This is a genomic window from Escherichia sp. UTM R2 (assembly GCF_048593455.1).
Lineage (GTDB): Bacteria > Pseudomonadota > Gammaproteobacteria > Enterobacterales > Enterobacteriaceae > Escherichia > Escherichia coli.
This window is the reverse complement of the sequence record NZ_JBFWDY010000002.1, coordinates 4063533-4080444: the sequence shown is the minus strand read 5'-3', so window position 1 is coordinate 4080444 and position 16912 is coordinate 4063533. Positions and strand designations below refer to the sequence as shown.

At 51.6% G+C, this 16912-nt stretch carries 14 protein-coding genes; 6 read left to right on the top strand and 8 right to left on the bottom strand.

What is annotated here, in order from left to right; genetic code table 11:
* Positions 1 to 11 precede the first annotated feature (11 nt).
* The 3 genes from ytfE to qorB form a co-directional block, all read right to left on the bottom strand.
* Positions 12 to 674 carry an iron-sulfur cluster repair protein YtfE gene (ytfE, locus tag AB4H76_RS20535; protein WP_000331456.1) on the bottom strand — a complete coding sequence of 221 codons (663 nt, stop codon included), beginning with the start codon at positions 672 to 674 and terminating at the stop codon, positions 12 to 14.
* 107 nt (positions 675 to 781) lie between these two features.
* Positions 782 to 1747 (bottom strand): DMT family transporter, encoded by a 966-nt coding sequence (locus AB4H76_RS20530; protein WP_001295194.1) that lies wholly within the window; start codon positions 1745 to 1747, stop codon positions 782 to 784.
* A 108-nt stretch (positions 1748 to 1855) separates the two neighbouring features.
* Entirely contained in the window at positions 1856 to 2716 is an 861-nt protein-coding gene (gene qorB, locus AB4H76_RS20525) for an NAD(P)H:quinone oxidoreductase (RefSeq protein WP_000560597.1), read from the bottom strand.
* A gap of 88 nt (positions 2717 to 2804) precedes the next feature.
* Here qorB and AB4H76_RS20520 point away from each other — a divergent pair, with 88 nt between their 5' ends.
* Positions 2805 to 3185 (top strand): winged helix-turn-helix transcriptional regulator, encoded by a 381-nt coding sequence (locus tag AB4H76_RS20520; RefSeq protein WP_000084622.1) that lies wholly within the window; start codon positions 2805 to 2807, stop codon positions 3183 to 3185.
* Positions 3186 to 3307: 122 nt separating this feature from the next.
* Here the strand turns inward: AB4H76_RS20520 and cpdB are convergent, their stop codons facing one another.
* Positions 3308 to 5251: a 2',3'-cyclic-nucleotide 2'-phosphodiesterase gene (cpdB, locus tag AB4H76_RS20515; RefSeq protein ID WP_000589409.1), complete on the bottom strand. Its 1944-nt coding sequence runs from the start codon at positions 5249 to 5251 to the stop codon at positions 3308 to 3310.
* A 189-nt stretch (positions 5252 to 5440) separates the two neighbouring features.
* Here cpdB and cysQ point away from each other — a divergent pair, with 189 nt between their 5' ends.
* Entirely contained in the window at positions 5441 to 6181 is a 741-nt protein-coding gene (gene cysQ, locus AB4H76_RS20510) for a 3'(2'),5'-bisphosphate nucleotidase CysQ (protein WP_000886900.1), read from the top strand.
* On the opposite strand, the gene AB4H76_RS20505 is transcribed toward cysQ, so the two are convergent.
* Entirely contained in the window at positions 6171 to 6728 is a 558-nt protein-coding gene (locus AB4H76_RS20505; RefSeq protein ID WP_077492814.1) for a YtfJ family protein, read from the bottom strand. The genes cysQ and AB4H76_RS20505 overlap by 11 nt on opposite strands.
* Positions 6729 to 7052: 324 nt before the next feature.
* Here AB4H76_RS20505 and AB4H76_RS20500 point away from each other — a divergent pair, with 324 nt between their 5' ends.
* Positions 7053 to 7259: a DUF1107 domain-containing protein gene (locus tag AB4H76_RS20500; protein ID WP_000689228.1), complete on the top strand. Its 207-nt coding sequence runs from the start codon at positions 7053 to 7055 to the stop codon at positions 7257 to 7259.
* A gap of 78 nt (positions 7260 to 7337) precedes the next feature.
* Here the strand turns inward: AB4H76_RS20500 and AB4H76_RS20495 are convergent, their stop codons facing one another.
* The gene (locus AB4H76_RS20495) at positions 7338 to 8681 is read right to left on the bottom strand and encodes a hemolysin family protein (protein ID WP_000935042.1); all 1344 of its coding nucleotides are present in this window, start codon (positions 8679 to 8681) and stop codon (positions 7338 to 7340) included.
* A gap of 322 nt (positions 8682 to 9003) precedes the next feature.
* A complete protein-coding gene (gene msrA, locus AB4H76_RS20490; protein ID WP_001295196.1) occupies positions 9004 to 9642 on the bottom strand; it encodes a peptide-methionine (S)-S-oxide reductase MsrA in 639 nt (212 codons plus the stop codon).
* A gap of 205 nt (positions 9643 to 9847) precedes the next feature.
* On the opposite strand from msrA, the gene tamA reads away from it, so the two are divergent.
* From tamA to AB4H76_RS20475, 3 genes are read left to right on the top strand one after another with little or no spacing between them, the layout of a single operon-like run.
* Positions 9848 to 11581 carry an autotransporter assembly complex protein TamA gene (gene tamA, locus AB4H76_RS20485; protein WP_001269327.1) on the top strand — a complete coding sequence of 578 codons (1734 nt, stop codon included), beginning with the start codon at positions 9848 to 9850 and terminating at the stop codon, positions 11579 to 11581.
* Positions 11578 to 15357, top strand: a complete 3780-nt coding sequence (tamB, locus tag AB4H76_RS20480) for an autotransporter assembly complex protein TamB (RefSeq protein ID WP_085452762.1) — start codon at positions 11578 to 11580, stop codon at positions 15355 to 15357. Before tamA ends, tamB begins: the two co-directional genes overlap by 4 nt.
* Before the next feature lie 2 nt (positions 15358 to 15359).
* A complete protein-coding gene (locus tag AB4H76_RS20475) occupies positions 15360 to 15701 on the top strand; it encodes a gamma-glutamylcyclotransferase family protein (protein ID WP_001219160.1) in 342 nt (113 codons plus the stop codon).
* 378 nt (positions 15702 to 16079) lie between these two features.
* On the opposite strand, the gene ppa is transcribed toward AB4H76_RS20475, so the two are convergent.
* Complete coding sequence (ppa, locus tag AB4H76_RS20470) at positions 16080 to 16610, bottom strand: inorganic diphosphatase (RefSeq protein WP_000055070.1); 531 nt, start codon at positions 16608 to 16610, stop codon at positions 16080 to 16082.
* Positions 16611 to 16912 lie beyond the last annotated feature (302 nt).

The window sequence follows — 16912 nt, the reverse complement described above, 5'->3', positions numbered from 1 at the left end:
CAGCTTTTAGATTACTCACCCGCCAGCGCGCGTGGGAACAGTACATTGTTTTCCAGACTGATGTGATCCATCAGGTCATCAATCAGTTCATTAATGCCGTTATACATCGCTTTCCAGGTGGTGCAGGCTTCTGGCGGCGGTGTGACGTTATTGGTAGTGTGTTTGATCACTTCCAGCAGTTCGCCCGCTTCATCGTGCTCGCTTTCCATTACGCTGATTGGCCCCATTGCCTGGCTGCCCATGCCTTGTTTGATCATCGGGAAGAGGATCTGCTCTTCTTTCATCATGTGGCTGGAAAGCTCTTCATGCAGCATGGTCAGGTATTTTGTCAGCCCTTTTGGCACGCTCGGTTTGTCGGCGTGAACGCGCTCGACTTTAGTCGCTTGCAGGATCAGCTCCGGCAGTTGCTCGCGGTGACGATCGTGGTAGCGCACGATGATATGGTCGATGATTTCTGCCAGCGGGGCGCTACGCCAGTCTTTCTCAATCGGTTGTTCAGCAAGCTTTGCCAGCTCAGCTTCAATGACCTCAACATCCAGTTCTTTACGTGCCGCCGCACGCGCCAGCGTTTGCTTACCGCCGCAGCAGTAATCCATATCATATTTACGAAACAGAGCCGAAGCGCGAGGGATAGAGAGCGCCAGTTCACCTAAAGGTTGGTCGCGATAAGCCATAGCTGATACCTCATTCTTAATAAGATAAGATGTATTTTAAATGCATCTTTAAGGCAAATGCTATAACCCTTACGTAGCAGAGGCTTATTTAACTCACTGCCAGTATGTCAACTTTCTGAGACAGATTCAGTTAAAGGCTTTTCCGGTTTTGCTCTGACTGCAATGACCACGCCAACCACTAACAGCGCGATACCGCTCAGCGTCATCAGCGGCGGCATTTGCTGGCGTATCAAAAAGGTGTACAGCAAACCTGCCAGTGTTTCGAAAACGATCAGCGGCCCGAGAATCACTGTCGGTAATCGCTGGCTGGCGACGTTCCAGCAGAGTGCGCCAACCCATGAGCAAAGCACGGCTATCGCAACCATCAGACTAATAAACACCAGCGGACGGGGGCCAAAAGGTAAGGAGAAGTCCGGCGTTTGTATATTCAGCCAGTAACAGGCGACGAGATAGCCGATGAGAGAAACCGGCAGCGTGACCAGCGCCTGCGCCGTCGCCCACATCATCGGATGTTTGTCGGGATTTTCCCGCAGCCAGCGGGCGTTGCGCAGGGCATACCATGCCCAGCAGACCACGGAAACTAACGCTAGCACGATGCCAGAGGTATAACGTGCCCAGTCAAAATCGGGGAGTCCGTGGTTTAACTCAGCAATATTCACACACGCCAGGCCGATGCCAATACAAATCAGTGCCGGGGCGAGTTTTCCCCACGCGAGTTTGCCGTCGCGCTGGCTATAAAGCAGATTGGCAAAGACAGGAATGACCACCGGCAGGGTGCCAATAATCATCGTAGAAACAGGCGCGCCAGTACGTTGAATGGCACTGGCAAGGCAGAAGTAATAGATGAGGTTGCCCATCATAGTGAGCATCAAGGCGGTAAGCCAGTCGCGACGCGCCAACTGACGCAGACGCACGCGTCCCAGCCAGGCAATGGGTAGCGCAATTAACCCTAACGCCAGATAACGCCCCATCGACTGCAACATCGCCGGGTATTCCGGCACGATCAACGGCCCGACAAAAATAAGCCCCCACATCAACCCTGCTAACAGGGCGTACAGCACGCCGCTAATCATTACTGGCATCCATTGGTCTGTCAGAAGAAACGTTCAGGAAGCAGACATGATTGCTCCCGGCATCCCGTCATTATCAGAGAGGATGCGGGAGGATGCCACTTTAATTAACTATTTATTAACATTAAAAAGATGGCTTACGCTTTCGGCTAACGTTGTCGTTGGGCGGCCAATCAATTTGCTCAGCGTTTTGCTGTCATCAAACAGACCGCCTTTCGATGCGCCAACGTCAGAATCCGCCAGCATATCCGCCAGTCCGTCAGGCAGGCCAACGCTTTTCAGCGCCGCAGCGAAATCGGTTTCGCTCAGATTTTGATAGGTAACCTGTTTGCCGCTCTGTTTGGTCAGCTCTGCCGCTAACTGTGTCAACGTCCAGGCACTATCGCCCGCCAGCTCGTAAACCTTGCCTTCGTGACCGGCTTCGCTAATCACGCGTGCCGCAGCTGCCGCATAATCTGCCCGCGTTGCCGAGGCAATTTTGCCATCGCCCGCGGCACCGATAAATACGCCGTGCTCCAGTGCTGCCGGGGCGCTGGCGAGATAGTTTTCGGTGTACCAGCCGTTGCGCAGCAGGGTGTAAACGATGCCAGAATCAGCCAACATTTTCTCCGTCTCGATGTGCTCATCGGCGAGGCCGAGCGGAGATTTATCCGCGTGAAGCAGACTGGTATAAGCGATAAATTTCACGCCAGCCGTCTTTGCGGCATTAATAACATTACGATGCTGCGGGGCACGTTGACCCACTTCGCTGGAAGAGATCAGCAGTAGTTTTTCCACTCCCTGAAGTGCAGATGTCAGTGCGGCTTCATCGCCGTAGTCAGCCTGACGCACGGTAATGCCTTGTGCTGTCAGTGCCTGGGCTTTTGCCGGATTACGAACGATAGCCACTATTTGGCTGGCAGGAACCGTTTTCATCAAGGATTTAATAACATAGTGACCAAGTTGGCCAGTGGCACCAGTAATAGCGATCATGGGAAGTCTCCATCGTTTTGTCTTGTGTTTAAATACGCTAACACCTAAACTTACTTTTAGTAAGTACGTACAAAAAGGTAAGTATGAAATGAGTCAGGTTAGCCTGTCACAACAACTGAAAGAGGGTAATCTCTTTGCGGAACAGTGCCCGTCGCGCGAGGTGTTGAAACACGTCACCAGCCGTTGGGGGGTGTTGATTCTGGTGGCGCTACGCGAAGGTACTCATCGCTTTAGCGACCTGCGGCGCAAAATCGGTGGGGTGAGTGAAAAGATGCTTGCGCAGTCGTTACAGGCGTTAGAACAGGATGGTTTTCTTAACCGTATCGCGTATCCGGTGGTGCCGCCGCATGTGGAATATAGCCTCACGCCGCTGGGCGAGCAGGTGAGCGAAAAGGTTGCTGCACTGGCGGACTGGATTGAGTTGAATTTGCCCGAGGTGTTGGCGGTGCGGGATGAACGTGCGGCATAACTGCCGGCTGCGCTTATCCGGCCTACGGTTCATGACTTGTAGGGCGGATAAGATGCGCCAGCATCGCATCCGACAAAAGTGCCGGATGCGGTTGATGATTTATAGGCCGAAAAAGAAGTGTATTACTTACTCAAATCCACCTGATAAATCGCAAACCCGATATCATCGGTCGCGACTTTATTCATCGGATATTGCCCTTTCTCTTTAATAAACGCCGCGGCTTTATCTGATGGAGAGGTTTCGAAACGGATATCCAGTTTCTTATCGCCAGCTATCGGTGCTAAACGCCAGTTGTTATCTGCCGCCGGGTGAATTTCCCCCGCACGTTTCGACTCATCAGCAATCCACGCTGCCAGCACCGAGCGGTTCTCATCCGGTGAAGCAAAAGCGATATGGCTGTCGCCCGTACCGGCAAATTTGCCGCCGTAAGCGCGATAGTTATTGGTGGCAACCAGGAACATGGCGTTCGGATCAATCGGCTTGCCATTAAAGGTCAGGTTCTTAATCCTTTCCGCATTGGCATTAACCATCTGGCACTCGCCGTCATAACGGGCAGGCTGGGTAACATCAATCTGATAATTCACACCATCAATCACATCAAAGTTATAGGTGCGGAAACCATCCCAGTTGATGAGTGACTGTGGTTTCGTGTTGTCAGGATCAATCTGGTTAAACTGTCCGGCGGAGCACTCCAGCCACTCTTTCACCTCTTTACCGCTGGCTTTCACCACAATCAGCGTATTGGGGTAGAGATAAAGATCGGCGGCATTACGGAAGGTCAACTGGCCTTTTTCCACCTCCACATAGCTTGCCGGATCATTTTTGCGACCACCAACTTTAAACGGTGCAGCAGCTGAAAGCACCGGCAGTTTTGCCAGATCCGGATCGCCCTGAATGTAATGCTCGACATACGCTTTTTGCGCGTTGTTCACCACCTGCACGGTCGGATCGTCCTGCACCAGCGCCAGATAGCTATACATATTGTCGGCGGATTTACCGATTGGCTTGCTGACGAACTGGCGTGTGGCATCGTGATCGGCTTTGAGTGTTTCTACCAGCTTGCTGTCTTCCGCCGCGAGGGATTTTTTATTGGCGATGTCGTAAATCGGCCGTGCTTCCGCTTTCGCCTGCGTCACCTGCCATTTACCGCTGTTATTACTGAGTTGTAAGTCGACCACCCCAAGATGATCGCCCCACATGCCCGGCATTACCGCCGGAACACCATTCAGCGTGCCTTTCGCGATATCAGCCCCTTCGATATCAGCAAAATCTTTACCTGGGAAAACGGCGTGAGCATGGCCAAACATAATGGCGTTAACGCCAGGAATTTCACTGAGGTAATAAACTGAGTTTTCCGCCATCACTTTATACGGATCGGCAGATAGCCCGGAATGCGCCAGAACGACAACGACATCGGCACCTTTCTCGCGCATTTCAGGCACGTATTTGCGCACGGTTTCGGTAATATCATTCACCGTCACTTTTCCGGATAAATTAGCTTTATCCCAGCCCATGATTTGCGGCGGCACGACGCCAATATAGCCAATCTTCAGCGTCTGTTTTTTTCCGTCTTTATCGACCACTTCGGTATCTTTAATTAAATACGGTGTAAACATTGGCTGTTTGGTTCTGGCGTCAATGACGTTGGCATTTACATAAGGGAATTTCGCTCCCGCCAACGCATTTTTCAGGTAATCCAGACCGTAGTTAAATTCATGATTGCCGAGTGTACCGACCGTATAATCCAGCGTATTCAGCGCCTTATAAACCGGATGAACATCACCTGCTTTTAATCCTTTCGCCGATATGTAATCGGCCAGCGGACTCCCCTGAATCAAATCGCCGTTATCGACCAGTACGCTGTTTTTCACTTCATTGCGGGCATCGTTAATCAGGCTTGCCGTACGTACCAGTCCGAATTTTTCCGTGGCGGTGTCTTTGTAATAATCGAAATCCATCATGTTGCTATGCAGATCAGTGGTTTCCATGATACGTAGATCGACCGTCGCTGCATTCACACTGGCGGCAATCAGCGTGGCCAGGAGCGTTGCGCTAAACTTAATCATCAGGGACATCCTTTTATCATCGGGAATACGAAAGAAAAGGGAGAATAAACGCCTTACTTATAGAACAGTGAAGAATGCCACAATTTTACGCTTTGAAAATGATGACACTATCACAGTTGGCGCATTCATTAACGATAGGGTATAAGTAAAACAATAAGTTAACACCGCTCACAGAGACGAGGTGGAGAAATGTTAGATCAAGTATGCCAGCTTGCACGGAATGCAGGCGATGCCATTATGCAGGTCTACGACGGGACGAAACCGATGGACGTCGTCAGCAAAGCGGACAATTCTCCGGTAACGGCAGCGGATATTGCCGCTCACACCGTTATCATGGACGGTTTACGTACGCTGACACCGGATATTCCGGTCCTTTCTGAAGAAGATCCTCCCGGTTGGGAAGTCCGTCAGCACTGGCAGCGTTACTGGCTGGTAGACCCGCTGGATGGTACTAAAGAGTTTATTAAACGTAATGGCGAATTCACCGTTAACATTGCGCTCATTGACCATGGCAAACCGATTTTAGGTGTGGTGTATGCGCCGGTAATGAACATAATGTACAGCGCGGCAGAAGGCAAGGCCTGGAAAGAAGAGTGCGGTGTGCGCAAGCAGATTCAGGTCCGCGATGCGCGCCCGCCGCTGGTGGTTATCAGCCGTTCCCATGCAGATGCGGAGCTGAAAGAGTATCTGCAACAGCTTGGCGAACATCAGACCACGTCCATCGGCTCTTCGCTGAAATTCTGCCTGGTGGCGGAAGGGCAGGCGCAGCTGTACCCGCGCTTCGGACCAACGAATATTTGGGATACCGCCGCTGGTCATGCTGTGGCTGCAGCTGCCGGAGCGCACGTTCATGACTGGCAGGGTAAACCGCTGGATTACACTCCGCGCGAGTCGTTCCTGAATCCGGGATTCAGAGTGTCTATTTATTAATTAATTTATGCAGCAGGTCCATCACTTGCTGCACCTCTTCCGGTGTGAGCGCCCCGTCTTTGGCCCATTGCACGCGACCGTCTTTATCCAGCACCACTACAGCAGAACTTTCTTCATCCAGCTGCCAGGCACCGCGCGCGACGCCATTGCTATCGACAATAAACTGCGACCAGGGATAAAGCTTTTTATTACTCTCCAGACTGCTGCGCACAAACATGCCGGAACCCGGAATTGCGTCGTCGGTGTTAACAATGGTGGTGGTCTGGTAACGATCGTGCGGTAACTTCGCTGATTTAATCGCTTCAATCAGCGTCGCGTTTTTCTCTTTTGCAGAGGTGCGACCAGCAATATGTTGCAGTACCCGCACTTTTCCCACTAACTGCGCGCTGTTCCAGGTTTTGTAGCTAAACTGATCTTTATCAAGCACCAACTCGCCCCGATCGGTAATGCCAATCGGCGGCACTCGCTGACCGGTTTCGAACTGATGTGCGGAAGCCATCATCGGCAACAGCAGGCAGGTGAGTGCCAGAATCTTGCGTAGGGTCATGGTGTTTCCTTCTTATGATATGCAGGTGATCCGACCACTTGGGTCTGAGTTTTAATCATATGTGCTATTTATCGAATTTCCCGCAAGTGTGATGCCAGTTTGCGGTCAAGCGCACAAATCATATGAAAAATGAATGCTTATACTGAAGACCGCGCTTCGGTAAAAAGATAATTCTGAATAATTGTAACCTTTAGGTAAAAAAAGTTATACGCGGTGGAAACATTGCCCGGATAGTCTATAGTCACTAAGCATTAAAATTTGCGCCTCATAATAGTTGGGCCGATTGTGGCACCGCACAGGCGTAATACTCAGCAGGAGATAACAATGAAAATTTTCCAACGGTACAACCCACTTCAGGTGGCGAAGTACGTAAAGATCCTGTTCCGTGGACGGTTATACATCAAGGACGTTGGCGCTTTTGAATTTGATAAGGGTAAGATTCTTATCCCAAAAGTGAAGGATAAGCTGCATTTGTCAGTGATGTCCGAAGTTAACCGTCAGGTTATGCGTCTGCAAACAGAGATGGCTTAACCAAAGTGCTATGCAGTAAAAAGTGCTATGCAGTAATAAGACGGCTCCTGATTCAGGAGCCGTTGATGTTTCTGGGGGTTACGCGACGCTTTCTTCTTTATCTTTAGCGTCAGGCAGTTTTGGCGAAAGGGCGGTGGCCTTGCTGTCGATCCGGGTCACCAGCAGCTGGTCGATGCGGTAGTTATCGATATCCACCACTTCAAATTTGTAGCCAGCGAATTTCACCGAATCGGTGCGTTTTGGGATCTTACGCAGCATAAACATCATAAAGCCGCCGATGGTTTCGTAGTTGCCCGACTGCGGGAATTCGTCAATATCCAGCACGCGCATGACGTCGTCAATCGGAGTGCCGCCGTCAATCAGCCATGAGTTCTCATCACGGGCGACAATCTGCTCTTCCAGCCCCTGGCCGACCAGATCGCCCATCAGCGTGGTCATCACGTCGTTGAGGGTGATGATCCCCACTACCAGCGCGTACTCGTTCATGATCACCGCGAAGTCTTCACCTGCGGTTTTAAAACTTTCCAACGCCTCTGAAAGGGTTAACGTATCCGGCACAATCAGCGTGTTGCGAATTTGTACGCCGCTGTTCAGTGCCAGGCTTTGGTTAGCCAGCACGCGGTTCAGCAGGTCTTTAGAATCGACATAGCCGATGATGTGGTCAATATCTTCATTACAGACGAGGAACTTAGAGTGCGGATGTTCCGCCACCTTATTCTTCAGACTTTGCTCATCTTCGTGGAGATCAAACCAAATCACGTTTTCACGCGGTGTCATTGACGACGGAACGGTACGGGATTCCAGCTCAAAGACGTTTTCAATCAGCTCGTGTTCCTGTTTACGTAACACGCCCGCCAGCGCACCGGCTTCCACTACCGCGTAGATGTCATCAGAAGTGATGTCATCTTTACGTACCATTGGCAGTTTGAAAATACGGAAGATCATGTTCGCCAGGCCGTTGAAGAACCATACCAGCGGGGTGCAAACGTACAGGCAGAAGCGCATCGGGTTGATGATACGCAAAGCGACAGCTTCTGGCGCAATCATACCGATGCGTTTCGGGGTTAAATCCGCAAACAGGATAAACATGCCAGTCACTAACGAGAAAGAGAGAATAAAGCTCAGTTGCTCAGAGAGCTCTGCCGACATATAGCGGGAGAACAGGCTGTGAAAAGCTGGAGAAAATGCCGCATCACCGACGATACCGCCGAGAATCGCCACTGCGTTCAGACCGATTTGGACCACGGTAAAGAACATACCGGGATTTTCCTGCATATTCAGAACGCGTTGGGCATTTATATTGCCTTCATCAGCCAGCAGTTTAAGTTTGATTTTGCGTGAGGCGGCAAGCGAGATCTCGGACATCGAGAAGAACGCACTTACAGCGATCAAGCAGAGTATGACTAAAATACTGTTTAACATATCTTATCCGACCTTTCAGGCCAGATCCTCGGAAGGGGAAGTTGATTAATTTGTGTGAAATACACATTGAAAGCCGATTCGAAGAAAGTGAACCGGCATTTTCAGTGGCTAGTATAGCGTAAGGTACTGTAAAGCCGCCAGAGGGTTAAAATTCAGACAGCTGAAAAATGCAAAACTGCCTGATACGCTATGCCGATCAGGCCTACGCAGTCCTTGCAATATATTGAATTTGGACGATTTTGTAGGCCTGGTAAGTCGTTTACGCCGCATCAGGCATAAACAAAACGCACTTTATCAACAATCTACATTTGTACCCGTAACGCTATGCTTCCGGCGGCAGACAGACGCCAATTCCGCCAATTCCACAGTAACCATACGGGTTTTTATGCAGATATTGCTGGTGGTCATCTTCGGCATAATAAAACGGTGTGGCGTTAGCGATTTCCGTGGTGATGTGACGATCGTCATCGGCGGCAAGCATCGCCGCCTGAAAACGTTCCAGACTGGCGCGAGCTGCGGCATCCTGTTCTGGGGTCAGCGGATAAATCGCTGAACGATACTGCGTGCCGTGGTCATTGCCCTGACGCATTCCCTGGGCGGGATCGTGATTCTCCCAAAATACCTGTAGCAACTGCTCATAGCTGATGACGGAAGGATCGTAAACAATGCGTACCGCTTCGGCATGACCCGTATCACCGGAGCACACTTCCCGATAAGTCGGATTTGGCGTATAGCCGCCGGTATAGCCTGCGGCGGTGCTGTAAACGCCGGGTAACTGCCAGAACAGACGCTCCACACCCCAGAAACAACCCATCGCAAAAATGGCAATCTCCATTCCGTCAGGTACATTGGTCATTGAGTGACCGTTGACCGCATGCAGCGTGGCTACGGGCATCGGGGTGTTACGTCCAGGCAGGGCATCGGCGGGGGAAACCAGATGCTTTTTATCAAATAAACTCATGGTGTCGCTCTCCCGAAAATCGGTCATTGGGGTTAAGGTTGTAACAAGAGGCGTATTTGCACACAATAACCACCGTGAATAGGTCTAAAGTAAAACATAAGAAATATTTGGGGTTTAGTCTGCTTTTTAATCCATATTACTGGATTTTTGTTAAGCCGTTTAACGGCGTTCCAGGGGCAGGAAAAAAGGATATTCAGGAGAAAATGTGCGCTATATCCGACAGTTATGCTGTGTAAGCTTACTCTGCTTAAGCGGATCTGCCGTCGCCGCGAACGTCCGTCTACAGGTCGAGGGGTTATCGGGACAGCTGGAAAAGAACGTTCGTGCGCAGCTTTCTACGATTGAAAGTGATGAAGTGACGCCAGACCGTCGCTTTCGCGCACGCGTCGATGATGCCATCCGCGAAGGTCTGAAAGCGCTGGGTTATTACCAGCCGACCATTGAATTTGATCTCCGTCCACCGCCAAAGAAAGGGCGGCAGGTATTGATCGCCAAAGTCACGCCAGGCGTGCCGGTGTTAATTGGCGGCACCGATGTGGTATTGCGCGGCGGCGCGCGGACCGATAAAGACTATTTGAAATTGCTCGATACTCGCCCGGCTATTGGCACGGTACTGAACCAGGGCGATTATGAAAATTTCAAAAAGTCCTTAACCAGCATTGCGTTGCGTAAAGGTTATTTCGATAGCGAATTTACCAAAGCGCAGCTGGGCATTGCGCTCGGCCTGCATAAAGCCTTCTGGGATATTGATTATAACAGTGGCGAACGTTACCGCTTTGGGCATGTGACCTTTGAAGGATCACAAATCCGCGATGAATACCTGCAAAATCTGGTGCCGTTTAAAGAGGGCGATGAGTACGAATCGAAAGATCTGGCAGAACTGAACCGCCGACTTTCTGCTACCGGCTGGTTTAACTCGGTGGTGGTGGCTCCACAATTTGATAAAGCGCGCGAAACGAAAGTATTACCATTGACGGGCGTGGTTTCGCCGCGAACAGAAAACACCATCGAAACCGGGGTCGGTTACTCTACGGACGTGGGACCGCGCGTGAAAGCGACGTGGAAAAAGCCGTGGATGAACTCATACGGTCACAGTTTGACCACCAGTACCAGTATTTCCGCGCCGGAACAGACCCTTGACTTCAGCTATAAAATGCCGCTGCTGAAGAATCCACTGGAACAATATTATTTGGTGCAGGGCGGTTTTAAGCGCACTGACCTGAACGATACCGAATCTGACTCCACTACGCTTGTGGCTTCTCGCTACTGGGATCTCTCCAGCGGCTGGCAGCGTGCCATTAACCTGCGCTGGAGCCTCGACCACTTTACCCAGGGTGAAATTACCAACACCACGATGCTGTTTTATCCTGGGGTGATGATTAGCCGCACGCGTTCTCGTGGTGGCCTGATGCCAACCTGGGGCGACTCGCAACGCTACTCTATCGACTACTCCAACACTGCCTGGGGCTCAGATGTCGATTTCTCCGTTTTCCAGGCGCAGAACGTCTGGATCCGCACACTGTACGATCGCCATCGTTTTGTTACACGCGGCACGCTGGGCTGGATTGAAACCGGTGATTTCGACAAAGTACCGCCGGATCTGCGTTTCTTCGCCGGGGGCGATCGCAGTATTCGCGGCTACAAATACAAATCTATCGCCCCGAAATACGCCAACGGTGACCTGAAAGGGGCCTCGAAGTTGATAACCGGATCGCTGGAATACCAGTACAACGTGACCGGAAAATGGTGGGGCGCGGTGTTTGTCGATAGTGGCGAAGCGGTAAGCGATATTCGCCGCAGCGACTTTAAAACCGGTACCGGGGTCGGCGTACGCTGGGAATCGCCGGTCGGGCCAATCAAACTCGATTTTGCCGTACCGGTCGCGGATAAAGACGAACACGGGTTACAGTTTTACATCGGTCTGGGGCCAGAATTATGAGTTTATGGAAAAAAATCAGCCTCGGCGTGGTTATCGTTATCTTACTGTTGCTGGGATCGGTGGCGTTTCTGGTGGGCACCACCAGCGGCCTGCATCTGGTATTTAAAGCGGCGGATCGCTGGGTGCCAGGACTGGATATTGGCAAGGTCACCGGCGGCTGGCGCGATCTCACCTTGTCTGACGTTCGTTATGAGCAGCCAGGCGTGGCGGTAAAAGCGGGTAATCTGCATCTGGCGGTCGGTCTTGAGTGCCTGTGGAACAGTAGCGTTTGTATTAATGACCTGGCGCTGAAAGACATTCAGGTCAACATCGACAGTAAAAAAATGCCCCCTTCTGAACAGGTTGAAGAAGAGGAAGATAGCGGTCCGCTGGATCTCTCCACGCCGTATCCCATCACCCTGACACGGGTGGCACTGGACAACGTCAACATCAAGATTGATGACACCACGGTGTCGGTGATGGACTTCACCTCCGGCCTGAACTGGCAGGAGAAAACCCTGACCCTGAAACCGACGTCGCTGAAAGGCCTGCTGATTGCTCTGCCGAAAGTGGCGGAAGTGGCGCAGGAAGAAGTGGTCGAGCCGAAAATTGAAAATCCGCAGCCGGATGAAAAGCCGCTCGGCGAAACGCTGAAAGATCTCTTTTCTCGCCCGTTATTGCCGGAAATGACCGACGTGCATTTGCCGCTTAACCTGAACATTGAAGAGTTTAAGGGCGAGCAGCTGCGCGTGACGGGCGACACGGACATCACCGTGAGCACCATGCTGCTGAAAGTGAGCAGCATTGACGGCAATACTAAACTGGACGCCCTGGATATCGATTCCAATCAAGGGATCGTCAACGCCAGCGGCACGGCGCAGCTGTCAGACAACTGGCCGGTGGATATCACCCTCAACAGCACACTGAACGTGGAGCCGTTGAAAGGTGAAAAGGTGAAGCTGAAAGTGGGCGGCGCGCTGCGCGAACAGCTGGAGATAGGCGTTAACCTTTCCGGTCCGGTGGATATGGATTTACGCGCCCAGACGCGACTGGCGGAAGCCGGATTGCCGCTCAACGTGGAAATAAACAGCAAACAGCTTTACTGGCCGTTCACTGGTGAGAAGCAGTATCAGGCGGATGATCTGAAACTGAAACTTACCGGCAAAATGACCGATTACACGCTCTCTATGCGTACGGCAGTGAAGGGACAGGAGATCCCGCCAGCCACCATTACCCTTGATGCCAAAGGTAATGAACAGCAGGTCAATCTCGACAAACTCACCGTCGCGGCGCTGGAAGGGAAAACTGAACTCAAGGCGTTGCTCGACTGGCAGCAGGCCATTAGTTGGCGCGGTGAGCTAACGCTTAACGGCATTAACACCGCCAAAGAGATCCCAGAGTGGCCGTCGAAACTCAATGGCTTGATTAAAACCCGCGGTAGCCTGTACGGCGGCACCTGGCAGATGGAGGTGCCAGAACTGAAGCTGACCGGTAACGTCAAACAGAACAAAGTGAACGTTGACGGCACGCTGAAAGGCAACAGTTATATGCAGTGGATGATCCCAGGGCTTCATCTGGAACTGGGGCCAAACAGTGCCGAAGTGAAAGGCGAGCTGGGGGTAAAAGATCTCAATCTTGATGCCACCATCAACGCGCCGGGGCTGGATAACGCGCTGCCGGGGCTTGGCGGTACAGCGAAAGGGCTGGTGAAAGTACGCGGCACGGTGGAAGCGCCACAACTACTGGCGGATATCACCGCGCGCGGCCTGCGCTGGCAGGAACTTTCCGTGGCGCAGGTTCGCGTGGAAGGCGATATCAAATCCACCGATCAGATTGCGGGTAAACTCGACGTGCGCGTTGAGCAAATTTCACAGCCGGATGTAAATATCAACCTCGTCACCCTGAATGCCAAAGGCAGCGAAAAGCAGCACGAGCTACAGTTGCGGATTCAGGGCGAGCCGGTTTCCGGGCAGCTTAATCTGGCAGGAAGTTTTGATCGCAAAGAAGAACGCTGGAAGGGAACTCTTAGCAATACCCGCTTCCAGACGCCGGTCGGCCCGTGGTCGCTGACCCGCGATATTGCTCTGGATTACCGCAATAAGGAGCAAAAAATCAGCATCGGGCCACACTGTTGGCTTAACCCGAATGCGGAACTGTGCGTGCCGCAAACTATCGATGCGGGGGCCGAAGGGCGTGCGGTGGTGAATCTCAACCGCTTCGACCTCGCCATGCTGAAACCGTTTATGCCAGAAACCACTCAGGCCAGCGGTATCTTCACGGGTAAAGCGGACGTTGCCTGGGACACTACCAAAGAGGGGCTGCCGCAGGGCAGTATCACCCTTTCGGGGCGTAACGTGCAGGTAACGCAAACCGTCAACGATGCGGCGCTGCCCGTGGCGTTTCAGACGCTGAATCTGACGGCGGAATTGCGTAACAACCGTGCCGAATTGGGCTGGACCATCCGCCTGACCAATAACGGCCAGTTTGATGGACAGGTGCAGGTGACCGATCCGCAAGGCCGCCGTAATCTTGGTGGCAACGTCAATATCCGTAACTTCAACCTTGCGATGATAAACCCCATCTTTACCCGTGGGGAAAAAGCAGCGGGGATGGTGAGTGCCAACTTGCGTCTGGGTGGTGATGTGCAAAGCCCGCAGTTGTTTGGTCAGCTTCAGGTTACGGGTGTGGATATCGATGGCAACTTTATGCCGTTTGATATGCAACCGAGCCAGCTTGCGGTCAACTTTAACGGTATGCGCTCGACGCTTGCCGGTACAGTACGGACCCAGCAGGGTGAAATCTACCTGAACGGTGATGCCGACTGGAGCCAGATTGAAAACTGGCGGGCGCGGGTAACGGCGAAAGGCAGTAAAGTGCGGATCACCGTGCCGCCGATGGTACGAATGGATGTATCGCCAGATGTTGTATTCGAGGCTACACCAAACCTGTTTACCCTCGATGGTCGCGTGGATGTCCCGTGGGCGCGCATCGTGGTGCACGATCTGCCGGAAAGCGCAGTAGGCGTCTCCAGCGATGTGGTGATGCTTAACGATAACCTGCAACCGGAAGAGGCAAAAACGGCGTCGATTCCGATTAACAGTAACCTGATTGTCCACGTTGGCAACAATGTGCGCATTGACGCCTTTGGCCTGAAAGCGCGGCTGACGGGCGATCTCAACGTCGTTCAGGACAAACAGGGGCTGGGCCTGAACGGGCAGATCAACATCCCTGAAGGGCGCTTCCATGCATATGGTCAGGATCTGATTGTGCGTAAGGGTGAGCTACTGTTCTCGGGCCCGCCGGATCAACCGTATCTTAATATTGAAGCTATTCGTAACCCGGATGCTACAGAAGACGACGTAATCGCTGGAGTTCGCGTCACTGGTCTGGCGGACGAACCGAAAGCGGAGATCTTCTCTGACCCGGCGATGTCGCAACAGGCTGCATTGTCTTATTTGCTACGTGGACAAGGGCTGGAGAGCGATCAGAGCGACAGTGCGGCAATGACCTCGATGCTGATTGGCCTGGGGGTTGCGCAAAGTGGCCAGATTGTGGGTAAAATCGGCGAGACGTTTGGCGTAAGCAATTTAGCGCTCGACACCCAGGGAGTAGGCGACTCCTCCCAGGTGGTGGTCAGCGGCTATGTATTGCCAGGTCTGCAAGTGAAATACGGCGTGGGTATATTTGACTCTATAGCAACACTCACGTTACGTTATCGCCTGATGCCTAAGCTATATCTGGAAGCCGTGTCTGGTGTAGACCAGGCACTGGATTTGCTCTATCAGTTCGAGTTTTAGCAATGCGAATATTTGTCTACGGCAGTTTACGCCACAAACAAGGCAACAGTCACTGGATGACCAATGCCCAGTTACTGGGCGATTTCAGTATCGATAACTACCAGTTGTATAGCCTGGGCCACTATCCAGGCGCAGTTCCGGGGAACGGAACAGTACACGGTGAAGTTTATCGTATTGACAACGCCACGCTGGCCGAACTTGATGCCTTGCGCACCAGGGGCGGTGAATACGCGCGCCAGTTGATTCAGACGCCGTACGGGAGTGCATGGATGTACGTTTATCAACGACCCGTCGATGGATTAAAGCTAATTGAAAGCGGCGACTGGTTAGACAGGGATAAGTAATAATAAAAGCACGCCACCTTCGGGTGGCGTTGTTTTATGCGATGTATCTCGCGATTTTTTTTGTAACTTTTCCATCTTTTGCTTTTCTCTCCGAGCCGCTTTCCATATCTGCAATCGCATAAAAAACTCTGCTGGCGTTCACAAATGTGCAGGGGTAAAACGGGGGCACGCTTTGAACGGTGAGTATGAGTGAGGTCGGCTAACTTCCAGCAAGTGGCTATGAACAGCAAAATGGTGGTCGGGTTTGCTTGTTCTTACCGTTCAAGCCTTTCAACTGCTGAAAATAAAAATAGTGGAGTAGATAGTTTATAAATTGCGGGCATAAAAAAACCCTTACTAACCGAAGCCCGGCGTTCAGGGTTATTACGCCAGAAGAACTTATTTATTCTTTGCGCGCTCGAAGGAGGCAACGATTTCAGCTTTAGCGGCTTCTGCGTTTTCCCAACCTTCAACTTTCACCCACTTGCCTTTTTCGAGGTCTTTGTAGTGCTCGAAGAAGTGAGCGATCTGCGCTTTCAGCAGCTCTGGCAGATCGTTAACGTCTTTAATGTGATCGTATTCTTTGCTCAGCTTGCTGTGCGGAACAGCAATCAGTTTCGCATCTTCACCGGCTTCGTCGGTCATTTTCAGAACGCCAACCGGACGGCAACGGATCACAGAACCCGGCTGCAGCGGGTACGGAGTCGGGACCAGTACGTCAACCGGGTCACCGTCCAGAGACAGGGTGTGGTTGATGTAACCGTAGTTGCATGGATAGAACATCGCGGTGGACATGAAGCGGTCAACGAACAGTGCGCCGCTCTCTTTGTCGATTTCGTATTTGATCGGATCTGCGTTAGCCGGGATCTCAATAACAACGTAGATGTCTTCCGGCAGATCTTTACCCGCAGGGACGTTGAGTAAGCTCATGTCTGTTTCCTTTAAAAATATGTGGCAAACAAGTGCCGAGTATTATAGCCAACTCGCGCCGAATGTCTTCGCTTGTTTTCGTCTTCATTTTCCTTTTTCACCAGTTTTAAGACGGTATACAGAGCAGGAAAATCCATAACCGTAGCCGCATTTTTCATAGTGAGATGAAAGCGATTACAAACTTGTGATTAACGTTTTATTTACTTTTTTGAAGTGTGATGTAACGCAATCCGTTACATAACGAATTGTCTATAGTTTTTTCGCGAACATCTTTTCACCAATAATAATTACTCCGACGAGGA